Below are 12,634 nucleotides of genomic sequence, written 5' to 3'. Positions count from 1 at the left end.
ACTTCCACCCCCGACACCAAGACTAATACTACAGGGGATTAGCCTCTACTACCACTTCTGGCAGTGGAATAAACTCTGTTTCATCTGCCACGCTAGCAAAGCGGTAATCCCGCCAATCGGCTTTTGCTTGCTCAATCCGCTCTGGTCGGCTAGAAACAAAATTCCACCATTTGTAACGTGTACCCAATGGTTCACCACCAATAACAATACACCGAGCAGCAGCAGCAGCAGAAACCCTGACTTCATCCACCGGCTCTAGGATGGCGAGGCGATATGGCTCTAGCGGTTGCTCATTAATACTCAAACCTTCTGTGACGCTGTATACTGCCCTCTCTGAATAACCTGTGGGGATAGTAAAATGAGCATTGGCAGACAGCACTACATCTAAATAGAGAATAGGTGAGAAAACTTTGACAGGTGAGGTGTAGCCAAAGGCTTGTCCTGCTATCAGTTTGATGATAGCACCATTCTCTTCCCAGGTAGGAAGGGTAACAGCTGGATAATGAGTGAAACTTGGGTCGGTTTCTTCGTATTCCACAGGCAAGGCGACCCAGGTTTGAATGCCATGAATGGTAGCTTCATTTTGACGGTCGATATCGGGCGATCGCTCTGAATGTACAATCCCCTTTCCCGCCGTCATCCAGTTTACAGCACCCAGTTGAATTTCCTGCACAGTGCCTAAACTATCGCGGTGCATCAAAGCACCATCAAATAAGTAAGTTACGGTGGCGAGATTGATATGAGGATGTGGTCGAACATCGATACCTTTGTGGGGTGGTAAAACGGATGGGCCAAGATGATCGAAGAAAATAAACGGCCCAACCATTTGACGATTAAGATATGGCAAACTGCGACGGGCAACAAACCCACCCAAATCTTTAACTTCAGGTTCAATCAGTTGAAGTATTGCCATAAGTGGAGGTAATTGGTAAATGCTGGAATTATTATAAGTAGATCCACCAGAAAAAGCTAACCTTTGTGAGTTATTTGTTTGTGCGATCGCCTCGGTTGGATACTTCGTGCGATCGCTCATCCGAATTTACCTAATCGTTTGGAGACAGGATCGCGGGAGGGAACTTCACAGCAGTCAAATCAGGAAGAGTCACTTGCCTCAAGCTTAAAACAATCGTCCACAAGGAATTGTTCCCCGACGGATTGCATGACCGCTAGTTTCGGAATCATCCGCCCAGAAGAACTGTTTTAGATTACTGATGCATTCAGAATTGGGCGCAATGGCGATGCCTTCATTGTTAATATTTGACATCGAACTTGGACGTTCGTAACCCTTGCTGATGATGAATTTGCCTTTCGTTGGCGAGCCAACAGTGGTATCAATGGCGAGTAAAGTTGAGCGGTTGCTGCAATTGTCATCGCAATACGCCCATAAAGTCTCATTATCGCGATCGAAGGATAAATCCATAATCTTCGTATTACCACTGGCAATGGTAGCGATCCTCTGATACGTAGAGTCAGAGTTGAGCGCGTAGGCGTAAATTTGTCCATTCGCTTCCAGTCCAACGAAAAACAATCCCGTGCCGTGTAACGGATAATTGGCTGGGTTGTACGGCTGATTGGTACTTTCGTCTATGAATCCATTAGCCTGCAAATAACTATCTGGAACCCAGGCGATCGCTTCCAAACCTAGATTAGTGGAGCTAACTGTCGGTAAATTAGAAGTTAAGTTCCATTCCTTGATGGCATTGAGGGTGGTGGCACTGCTGCTGCTGTCATAACTCAGTACGCTGAAGCGGTTCGAGCCGCTACCATCTCGCTCAGTAGAGACATAGATAGTTGTTGAAGAAAGCTCGGCTTTGGTTACGCCTTCCGAATCCGGCGCACCAGTCCCATTGGGATAGCGCAACGTTTTTCCAGAACTCCAACCATTAGTAGTATTTTTGACAAAAGTGCTACCATTCCAAACCATGTTGTAGAGTTTTGATGGTGAATTTTGCACCGCCCACAACACCGCTTGTTGGGTTCCAGTCGCAGGGTCGTAGAACAAACCGCTAAGATTACCACCGAACTGGTTAGAGCCATCAGCAGTGACTACAGTTGTGGTGCTAGGCCATGGGCTGTAGGTAACAGCGGCCGCTACCAATTTCGCACTCAATAAACTGATGCCGCAGGCAAAAGACAGCTTTGCGATCGCCCAAGAAGATATTGCTTTACATTTCATTATTTGATAATCTCTGAGAAGAATTAATGATTGAAACCCATGCGCCGTCAAATTTTCGATGCATAGATTGTTTGGATTACGCGGCATCACAAAAGTGGGTGTGAAATCCACTCTAGCAATTGGGTATAACTAAAAAAATGACAATTAGTTAAAATTTTGGTTAAAATTAGCTATTTTCACGAAATTTTCGCCACTCCCAAAAAGCTGCTCTTGGAATATCCAGAATCTTGGGTGATTGAAGAAGCTTAATCCAATTGACGAAATTTGGACAAAATTAGGTATTGTAGGGTGTGTTAGAACGCAGTTCGTAACGCACCATTATCGAGGGTTTGGTGCCGTACTCTCCGTGCTAACACAACGCCAGTGACGCTCCTTCTGCTGACGGAGACGCTACGCTAACGTAGCTACCGCCCAAGTCGGGAAACCCGCCCACACGACTGGCTCCCCTACGGATCTTTTCATAAATCAAACCGGATTCCTATATATGATTTGGCGTGGATTGAGTTTAAAAATCAGGCTAGTGTTTACGATATTTTTACTCCTAGTATTCATAGCAGTAATTGCACGGTGGCAATTCTCCTTAAGAGAACCCCAGCTAGTACCAAAAGAAAGCAATTACGCGATACATACTCGACAAAATTTTAATCAATCTGATTTCTACCCAGTTGCACAAATTCCATCTGCCAAACTTTACAAACCTATTGGTGACTGGGTAGGAAGATTAATACTACCAACAAAACAGCAATTACAAGATGGTTTAGATTGGGTATGGATGGAAGTGCAATATGCACCACCGACAGCACAAAATTTGCTAGGAAAGATTGTGCGTCTAGAGTGGAAAAAGAATGAAGATTTGCTTGCTAAAGTTAAAGCTGTAACGCGAGATATAAACTTCACTTCGGAAGTTATTAAAAGTCAAAACCAAGGTAATATTCATCCTTTTCGACTAAATGGAGTTCGTCAGGTAGGGATTTTACGTTCTTTGGCTGGTGCAAATCCTCATGATGATGCAATTGTTGCTTTAGATGCAAATACAATAATTGATGCAAATCGAGAACAAGCTATTTTGCAAATTGGACGCGAACCTGTTTTGGCAACTGGTAGATTTTATGGGTTGGTAAAAATAATTAAACCGATTAAATCTAGCGACGAAAGCCTTTTATCTACAAATGATAAGCAGGATAGGGATTATTTCTCTGTACAGCACTATAACCCCAACTCAAATAAATTTGATGGCATTCAAGAAACTATTCGTATTCCCCAACAAGCAATAGATACGCGAAACTTTGCGCCTTCAAGTCCGCAGCAAATCGAAAAATCACCTGCGGGTGAAGATGGTTGGTATATTTATGGTGCTAAAGATGCAAATGCTGTATTTATAGTAAGCGCCCTTGCACCTCGTTCTCTATTTCAAATTCAACCCCATCAAATCATTACTGGGAAAGAATTAGGGATAAATTATATCAAAGAGGTAAATTGGCAAAATACTGATAAAAATAAAGGTAAATTAAATACTGCCTTGTTAAAACCTGTAGAAACATCTATATCAAAATGGCAACAGGGCGATAAAGCGATTGTACTACACTTATTCGGTGGAATTGGCGGACGTAAAGCTGAAGCGATCGCAGTACCTTATACTATCACCGGACATTTCGCTTTTGGAATTGCAGAAGTTGTCCGCGACGAGTTTACTAACGAATTACGCTTTGAGACTAAATACCATCAAATTTATGCCCATAACCCTGATGGAATTATTGCCGGAACGCATACATGGGCTGATTATATGGGGAATTTGCAACGTGGCTGGCTGGCAACACGTCCAGTATCAGATATTCTGATTAAATTCGATCCTGTAACGCAAGATTATGATTTTGATGGTATTAAACTTTCGCCTTTAAAGCAATTCCAGCAACAATTACAGGTAACAATGGCACGTTATCGCGTTGGCGATGGTACTGGTGGGGCAATGGTATCACCTGGTACATCATGCGTCCAAGACTCAAGCCAAGCACTTTATGCTGCGATAATGGCAATTAAAAACCAAGTTGCTAAAACTCCTCAAATTCAAACTTGGGTACGCGCAAACCCTAATCATCCACAAGCATTACGCTTTCAGCAGCTAGTTGAATTAGGTAAATCTTTAGAACAACAATTAGCACCCTTGGGGATAATTCGTGCTGATTGGCAGAGTCAAGCAGGTATACTCGCAGGTACGGGAATCGGAAAAACGACGAAACCATTTCAAGATGGTAGTATTTGGGCTGGTTTGACAACATGGCGAACAATAATGCCAAGACAAGCACACGACGACCTCGCCACAATATTTTTCAAACATGGTGCAACTATGCAAGTATTGCGAACCAATCAAGTAGGTGGTTGGCAATCCGATATTATACCCATTGCACCAACAGTCTTTTTAGGACAATTTAAAATACCCTTTACTAATATTTCACCACTTTCAGTTATTTTAAATCGTGTTCTAGCGTCGTTAGCAATTCCTACACAACAAGATTGGTTAGTTATTGTTTTACTGCTGATAGTTTATAGTATTATTGCCATACATTATGGCTGGAAAATGGGATTTTTAGAGGTAAAAATTTGGTCTGCAAATTGGATTGAAAAATGCTTATTAACGTTACGTTGTTTGTTTACACCTGCGATTACTGAAGAACTCTTTTTTCGAGTTATTTTGCTTCCTCATCCTAGCGAAATCACCAATTGGTTAAAATGGAGTTTATGGGCATTAGTGAGTTTAGTCTTGTTTATTTTATATCATCCATTGAATGCTAAATTATTTTTTAAAGCTGCAATTCCCACATTTTTTAATCATGTTTTTCTTACTTTAACTTCATTGTTGGGAATTATCTGTACTGTTGCATATACCTTAACAGGATCTTTGTGGGTGATAATTTTAATTCACTGGGTAGTAGTAGTAGTTTGGTTAATTGTTTTTGGAGGAATCACAAAATTAGATAAAAATCAGAAAGCTTAGAGGCAATTTCTAAACTAAAAATAAAATTATTGTAGGGTGTGTTATATCAAGTCCGCTTAATCACTTACGATATGTCATTGCGAGTGAAACGGAGTGGAACGAAGCAATCGCTGCTGACTCTGCGATTACTTCACTTCGCTATCGCTGCGTTCGTAATGACAAGTATTTATCCAGACATGATATTAGCTCGACTTTATCCATTTTTTCGCAATGCGATACTCCTGCGGAGTCGTTGCACGAACGCCTAAGCTGAAACCTATATGGGACAGTAGTTTTACTTTTTGATATTCATCGAGAATCTGTGACGTGGAAAAAGTATGTGCCAAAAAGCCAGGGTTTTTGCCGGATAAAGAAAACCGAGTTTTTAATTTTGGATAAAGTCGAGATTAGAGGATGAATGAACAAGTATTTCGCTGTGATTTTAGGTACAAGAATCAAAGTCCCCCTTATTAAGGGGGATTTAGGGGGATCTAGAACGTTTTAATACCTGTTACGAACTTCGTTATATAGCGGTTATCGATTGGATGAGAACACCAAAGTCCTTGCTGTCAAATCATTTCAGCAAAGTTTTTGTATCTCACTGAACTGCACACCGCTATAACACACCCTACATACCTAATTTTGTTCAAAAATCAAAGGGCAAAAGATATTTTTACACTCATTGAGATGCTCCCATTATATTCGCCCAATACTTTTAAAACATCATCTAATCCAGATGTAAAGGATATGGGTAAAAATAAGGCTAAAAAAGGTTTTTTTGGGAGATATCTTATCTATAATCTTGCTTTTGAATACTCCCTAAACGAGCAGAATCACGAATATTGTAGTCGGATCGAGTAAAGCGATTTAGCTGCATTTCAAAAAATTCTCGATTTGCTTGTAAATGTTTGGGATTTTGGTCATCTAAAGGATATAAAAGTGCAGTTCGCAAGGCTTGAATTACCGCAGAAGTGACACAGTACATTGACCGTTGAAAACTCACTCCCAACTGAATCAACATATCTTCTTCACCCCGGCAATGTTGGCTGTAGTAATCAATAAGATACGGGGGCAAAAAATGCAACATATCTTGCATTAATAATGTGGGAGGAATACCAGCAGTACCCACTGGAAATACATCAGCGTAAAGAATACCATAATGAAAGTCTTTTTGGTCTTCTGGTATTTGACGCGCTTGAGCATTATAAGATTTTGTGCCTCGGAAGGGTGCGGTGCGGTAGAAAACCGCTTCGACATAAGGTAATGCAGCTTCATATAGCCACATGAAACCCTTGGATTTGGGGACAATTTCGTAGCATTCGCCACGAATATAAACATGATGGTAAATCGGACGACCTGCGATCGCAAATATACGATTAACTAAGAAGCTCATTGCCTCTGGAACGCTGGTAATGGTACCTTCATCATAGCGATCGGACATTTCAAAGAACACTGGGGCCATGACTTCCCAGAATAAGCCCAGATTAGCGTAGTATGACATCTGGCGGCACTGTTCCAAAAACATATCTGGGAACAGCTTGTAAAGCCCCAGCATGACGGGGTTGCCTTGGAAGTAAGCTTTAATTGCTCGGTCAGCGTTGGCTTTGTATTCTTCAGAATCTAGGTAAGGGTCAAATTGTCCCCCCATCCCTCTGTGCCACAACATCGCCCGCATACAAGCTTCCGCAAATTCCATGTTAATGCGATCGTGGAACAAGTGATGCAACAACTTCGGCATTTTGAAAGTTTCACCCTTCTCAATAAATGCCAAAAGTTCTGGATGTGCAGTAGCTTCACCGCGCCAAATTCGTAAATCGGCATCATCGCCAGCGTAATGATTATGCAGTTCTAAATACTCTTTGGGTAAGAAGTATTTAAAGAACGGAAGTGGGTTTAAAAATTCACGTTCGGCAATATAAAGTAGGTCACGCCAGTAAAAATCCATCGGCACAGCATAAGCTTTGTATAAACCGATGATTTGCATCAAATTTTCTGGAGTATCGGGTAACATTGCACCGCCAGCTTCTAAGCGGTGAATTACATCAGCAAATTCGTGTTTGGAAGGAGGTAATTTAATCGCAGTTTTAATTGCTGTCATGGTAATTTAAATTTGGTAGAGACGCGATAAATCGCGTCTGGGGGATAGGTTTTGAAACGCAATTTATCGCGTGTGCGGGGATGGATTTTGAGACGCGATAAATCGCCGTCTCTACAAGTGTTTTTATCTATTTACTATTTCAGCGCTACTTCAGAGATTACGGTTTTTTCTAAGGAGGGAATTGCGGCCACCATTGTTGTAGTTGTGGATTCACTCCAACGCACTAACCAAGTGGGTTGTACTCCCAAAAAGATGATAAAAGCTGCCAAAATTAAAGCTGGTATTTTTTCAGACCAAAAGACTTTGGGATAGTAGGCGATATTATCGAGTCTGCCAAAACAAGTACGGTTGAGGAGGATGACAAAATAAACTGCGGTTAATCCACTAGCTACTACACACAAAATAGTTGGGATGGGAAAGATAGAAAAGCTACCTTGAAAGACGATAAACTCCGCGATGAATCCTGTTAAACCGGGAATACCTGCACTAGCCATCCCACTTAAAACGAGTAAAGCGCTAATTAGAGGTAAACCGCGTATAGGACTCATCAAACCATTGAGTTTATCTAACTCGCGGGTACCAACTTTGGCTTCTACAACTCCCACCAAGTGGAAGAGGATTGCCAGGATGATACCGTGACTAAACATTTGGGCGACTACACCGACGAGTGCTAAGGAAGTACTGGCAGCAGCACCTAGCAAGATATAGCCCATGTGACCAACGGAACTATATGCTACCATGCGCTTGATATCTTTTTGAGCGATCGCAATTACTGCCCCATAGATAGCGCTAATTGCTCCCCAAATCGCCAAAGTCGGTGCAATAATACTCCAAGCATCGGGAAACATCCCCAATCCAAATCGCAGCAATCCATAAGTTCCTAGTTTTGCCAACACGCCACCGAGAAGAATGGCGATTGGTGCTGAAGCTTCAACATAAGCATCAGGTAGCCAAGTATGGAAGGGAACTAAGGGAATTTTAATCCCAAAACCTAAGACTATTCCTGCTAGTAAAAGGATTTGCTTTGCTATTGACAGATTTTCTGTAGAGAATGCATCAAAAGCAAAATTGGTAGAACCACTCAGCCATACCATACCCAAGAATGTCGCCAGAATTAATGCTCCCGAAACCGCAGTATAAATCAGGAATTTAATCCCAGCATAACCCCGTTTTGACCCTCCCCAAATAGAAATTAGTAAGTAGAAGGGGATTAATTCTAGTTCGTAGAATAGGAAGAATAGCAGTAAATTTTCAGCGAGAAAAGCACCTGCAACTCCACCACTCACTAATAAAATCATGGAGTAGAACAGCCGGGGACGTTGAGTTTCTTTACTGCTGCTGTAAATCGAAATCCAGGTGAGTAGGCTATTTAACACTAACATTAATATAGAAAGCCCATCAACACCTATTTGATAGTTCAATCCAAGGGTTTCATTCCAGGGTAAATACTCTTTAAATTGCATTCCTGGATTACTAATATCAAATTTTATCAATATCAACACATTCCAAAAAAGAACTATCCCAGAAAAAATTAATGCTGTTAAACGAATCCGATGATTAGGGATACTTACAGGTAATATTGCTATGAAAGCGGCGGCTAGAATAGGGAGCCAAATCAAAACACTTAACATTATATTTCTCCTTTGTTATTTGTCCTTTGTGCGTTAGTAATGACCAATGACTAATGACAAAGGACGAAAAAGCTAACTTACTAAACTAATTCTGCCAGTATCTAAATCGTAATAACTACCAACTATTTTCAGCTTTTCTGCCTTGATTAATTCAGATAAAACTGACGATGACTTCAATTTTTCAACTTGCGCTAAAACATTTGCTTTACAGACATTTTCTAACTTATCTCCTGATTTTCCTTTGGAACTTTCTACACTTGGTTGAATTGCTGCAAGCAAAGTTCCAATTTGCCCTGGGACTTGAGCGCCTTTAATAGCAGCTTCTACCGCACCACATCTTTTATGTCCCATTACCATAATGACTTTAGTGCCTAACACTAAGCTGCCAAATTCTAAGCTACCAATTTGCTGTGTTGTGGCAATATTTCCAGCTATGCGACAGACAAATAAATCTCCAAGTCCTTGGTCAAAAACAATCTCTGATGGTACACGTGAATCTGCACAGCCTAAAATAGAAGCAAAAGGCTTCTGACCTTTGGCAACTTCGACTAAACGTGAATGAGTTTGGTTGGGATTGCGACGTTTTGCTTTGACAAATCTTTCATTCCCCTCTAATAACTCTTGCAATGCCTTATCGGGGGTAATATCATTTTCTGCTGGCGCTGCTGGAGTTTTTTCGGCTGCAAGTAAATTTGAGCCAAGTCCAACTGTCAGTACCCCTGTACCGATCGCACCTACACCAAACTTGAATAAACTTCTTCTAGAAAGATTGGTTTGTGGATGTTGTCTGCTCATGGAATTATCCTCACAATATTAATGTGTGCTTGTAATAAAACGGTGTTTAACTACCCAACTGTCGAAATTTGAGAAATCAAATTTAAAAACTGCACTCCCCAAAATGGCCAAGCTACCCACATTCCTAAAAAACTTACTCCTAGTAAGACGGTTAAGGCGTAGAACTGGGTTTGTCCAGAGGTACTGTATTTTAAACTTTCACCACCCAATAGCGAAAATAAACCAACCAAATTAACGATGCCATCGACTACAAAGCGGTCAATCATATCGGCAAGTTGGGAAATTTTGGCAACGCCAAAAATAATGGTTATCCGATAAAGTTTTGGGGTGTAAAAGTCGTATGCGAACAAGTCTTGTAAACCTTTCCAGGGGAGGCGAATTGGTTTAGGAATATTGCCTAAATAAACCACCCCAGTGATGCTGCAACCGGAAATACTCGACCAAATTAAAAGTAGTACGACATCTTTATTTAAAGCTTCCCAATCTGGTAAAAGTGATAAGCTTTGCAACACTAAAGGAAGATGGAGACTAAAGGCAAGTAGAATTACCATTGGCAAAATCATCGGCCAGTGTGCTTCAGGCGATCGCTGACTCATTTGTGTAGCTTTACCACCAAAAATTAAACCAAATTCTCTGGTTAAACTCACTGCTGTCAAAGCGTTTACAGCTATCACTACTCCTACTAACCAAGGTTGGGTTTCCCACAACCCATCTGCTAGTTTCACCAACGCCCAAAAACTACCCAATGGTGGAAAACCAATTAATCCCAAAGTCCCGACGATAAAGGCTATGGCTGAAATCGGGCGACGTGTCCACAACCCGCCCAATTGGGTAACATCTTGAGTGATGCTATTCCAAATAATTCCCCCGGTACTCATCACCAACAAGGCTGCGGATATAGCATGGGTAAGTACTAACAACAGCGCTGCTTCGTGTTGTTGTGTTCCCACAGCAATGAATACTAAACCCATGTATGCACTGACAGAATAGGATTGACAGCGTTTAAGATCGATTTGAGCGATCGCAATTAAAGAAGCACCAAGCGCTGTCAATACCCCAATGGCCACCATAGCCGAGGAAACTATGGGCGACAGGCTTAACACAGGTTGCAGTTTAATCAGCACCCATGCACCACTCGCAACTACTACAGAATTCCGCAAAATTGTACTGGGAACAGGGCCTTCCATTGCCTCATCCAACCACAAATGCAGGGGGAACTGGGCACATTTACCCATTGGCCCGGCAATTAAGGCTAAACCTACTAGTGCCATTGTTGTAGGGTTGACGTTAGCAGTAGCCGCCCACTTAGCTAGTTCTGGATAACTCCAAGTTCCGGCGAGGGGCCATAATGCCAACACGCCCATCAGCAAGAATAAGTCTCCCACCCGCTTGGTTAAGAAAGCATCTCTCGCACCTGAGACTACTAATGGCTGGCTAAACCATAAGCCAACTAGTAGATAGGTTCCCAGCGTCAGGACTTCCAAAATTACATAGCTGAAGAACAGGTTATTACACAGAACCAGGGCGCATAATCCCGCTTCAAATAATCCTAATAAGGAATAGAAACGTCCCCAACCCCAATCCATCTCCATATAACCGATGGCATAAATCTGCGCCAGCAAATTCAAACCAGTAATTACAACTAAAGCGCCGACGCTAATCGAGGATATTTCTAAAGCAATGGTGAGGTCTAAACCAGCCGTAGATAACCAAGGAATAAACACTTCTTGGGTTGGCTGATTCCAAGTTGCTTGTAAGGCGATCGCACTATGTACAAAGGCCAAAAATGTCATCACCAAGTTTATATAACCCGCCGGCCTTGGCCCCGTTTTCCGAATGATCCCCGGCGACCAAGGTACGGCTAACAAGCCACCTATTAGGGCATAGCAAGGAACTAGCCAAACAGTCTCAAGTAGAAACTGAGCCATCAACTTACCTCTATAATTGTCATCAAAAATTTGGGGTTGTGAATTAACTTGCGTTGATCCCTGTCAACCAAGCGATGTCTACGACGGTCACTGAGCTTCTTGCCTTGAGGGACTTTGAGCACAGCCGAAGTAAGCCGAAAGGTGTCTAAGTACGGCTACGCTTATGCAGATAATGAAAATTTATCTTTGTTTAATTTTGTTAGAAACAGCTTACCGTTATTTTTGTCAAAATGGAATTACTTATCTAAATAAATTTGAGATAATTACTCTAAACAAATCTTATATAATCGACTATTTGAGTAACGAATAATAGCTATTGTTTTTTATCTATGAATTAACTGTTGGTTTCATCAATAGTCATCATTAGTTTTTATAGCGGTTCTCAGTTGAGTGAGGTAATCAAGTTCCCCAACCCCGGAAATTCTGAAGGACTTTGTGTGCTTGTTAATGCCTTAATTTCTGCAATAGCTAACCCAGACAACAACGGAGTAGCAGAAGTGTTTTGCGGCGATGCCGAATTTTATGAAGTGATTGTTCAAGTAGCGACTAATCTAGGGCGATCTCTCGCCACCACCCGATCAAAAATTATGAAACTTTCAAATCTAATCGCCACGCTCGACTCACAAATACCGATCGCAGCGATATAACGGTGCGTGGGCTTTAGCCGTAACACACCCTAATTTTTGATTTACTTTATAAATTATCTCTAAAAGTACGATTACCAAAGAAACCCCTAAAAACAAAAAAAACCCGCTACGGCGGGTTACACAACAAACTAAGAACAATGAAAACTTGATTTAGCTGGAATACCTCATTTCAGCTTCCAGTTGACGAATCAGTTGTTCGTCGCCCTTTGCTCTGGCTACTTGCAAGCGATGCTCTAGGCTTTTTTGAATATTCTCTCTGTGGGCTTCTTGTGCTTTTCTTGCACTTTGTAGTCTACCTTGATTCATAGTGATTACCTTCTTTAATTTTTCACTTTATGTCTTCTATCGTTAACATAACATAGATTCTGTAGCAACAGCTACAGAATTT

General features: G+C 41.5%; 9 protein-coding genes. 2 read left to right on the top strand and 7 right to left on the bottom strand.

Translation table 11 applies throughout. From position 1 onward, the window contains the following. Nucleotides 1-28 precede the first annotated feature (28 nt). Complete coding sequence (locus tag CDG79_RS15145) at nucleotides 29-1,033, bottom strand: pirin family protein (RefSeq protein WP_223278158.1); 1,005 nt, start codon at nucleotides 1,031-1,033, stop codon at nucleotides 29-31. 84 nt (nucleotides 1,034-1,117) lie between these two features. Beyond that, entirely contained in the window at nucleotides 1,118-2,176 is a 1,059-nt protein-coding gene (locus CDG79_RS15140) for a hypothetical protein (RefSeq protein ID WP_094342857.1), read from the bottom strand. A gap of 484 nt (nucleotides 2,177-2,660) precedes the next feature. Between CDG79_RS15140 and CDG79_RS15135 the strand changes: the two genes are divergently transcribed. Then, nucleotides 2,661-5,168, top strand: a complete 2,508-nt coding sequence (locus tag CDG79_RS15135) for a CPBP family glutamic-type intramembrane protease (protein WP_094342856.1) — start codon at nucleotides 2,661-2,663, stop codon at nucleotides 5,166-5,168. Nucleotides 5,169-5,937: 769 nt separating this feature from the next. Here CDG79_RS15135 and CDG79_RS15130 read toward each other — a convergent pair. The 4 genes from CDG79_RS15130 to CDG79_RS15115 all read right to left on the bottom strand — a co-directional run bounded on the left by CDG79_RS15130 (nucleotide 5,938) and on the right by CDG79_RS15115 (nucleotide 11,599). Then, nucleotides 5,938-7,245, bottom strand: a complete 1,308-nt coding sequence (locus tag CDG79_RS15130) for a CO2 hydration protein (RefSeq protein ID WP_094342855.1) — start codon at nucleotides 7,243-7,245, stop codon at nucleotides 5,938-5,940. 134 nt (nucleotides 7,246-7,379) lie between these two features. Further along, complete coding sequence (locus CDG79_RS15125) at nucleotides 7,380-8,876, bottom strand: NADH-quinone oxidoreductase subunit M (RefSeq protein ID WP_094342854.1); 1,497 nt, start codon at nucleotides 8,874-8,876, stop codon at nucleotides 7,380-7,382. Nucleotides 8,877-8,948: 72 nt separating this feature from the next. After that, nucleotides 8,949-9,671: a carbonic anhydrase gene (locus CDG79_RS15120; RefSeq protein ID WP_094342853.1), complete on the bottom strand. Its 723-nt coding sequence runs from the start codon at nucleotides 9,669-9,671 to the stop codon at nucleotides 8,949-8,951. Between the two features lie 50 nt (nucleotides 9,672-9,721). Continuing rightward, on the bottom strand, nucleotides 9,722-11,599 hold the full coding sequence (locus CDG79_RS15115) for an NAD(P)H-quinone oxidoreductase subunit F (protein WP_094342852.1): 1,878 nt from the start codon (nucleotides 11,597-11,599) through the stop codon (nucleotides 9,722-9,724). Between the two features lie 341 nt (nucleotides 11,600-11,940). Here CDG79_RS15115 and CDG79_RS15110 point away from each other — a divergent pair, with 341 nt between their 5' ends. Beyond that, nucleotides 11,941-12,246, top strand: a complete 306-nt coding sequence (locus tag CDG79_RS15110) for a hypothetical protein (protein WP_094342851.1) — start codon at nucleotides 11,941-11,943, stop codon at nucleotides 12,244-12,246. 150 nt (nucleotides 12,247-12,396) lie between these two features. Here CDG79_RS15110 and pirA read toward each other — a convergent pair whose 3' ends face one another. Continuing rightward, nucleotides 12,397-12,552: an arginine synthesis PII-interacting regulator PirA gene (pirA, locus tag CDG79_RS42400; RefSeq protein WP_181154184.1), complete on the bottom strand. Its 156-nt coding sequence runs from the start codon at nucleotides 12,550-12,552 to the stop codon at nucleotides 12,397-12,399. Nucleotides 12,553-12,634: the final 82 nt, after the last annotated feature.

It is taken from the genome of Nostoc sp. 'Peltigera membranacea cyanobiont' 232, from assembly GCF_002245985.1.
GTDB lineage: Bacteria > Cyanobacteriota > Cyanobacteriia > Cyanobacteriales > Nostocaceae > Nostoc.
This window is presented reverse-complemented; position numbering and strand designations above follow the sequence as displayed.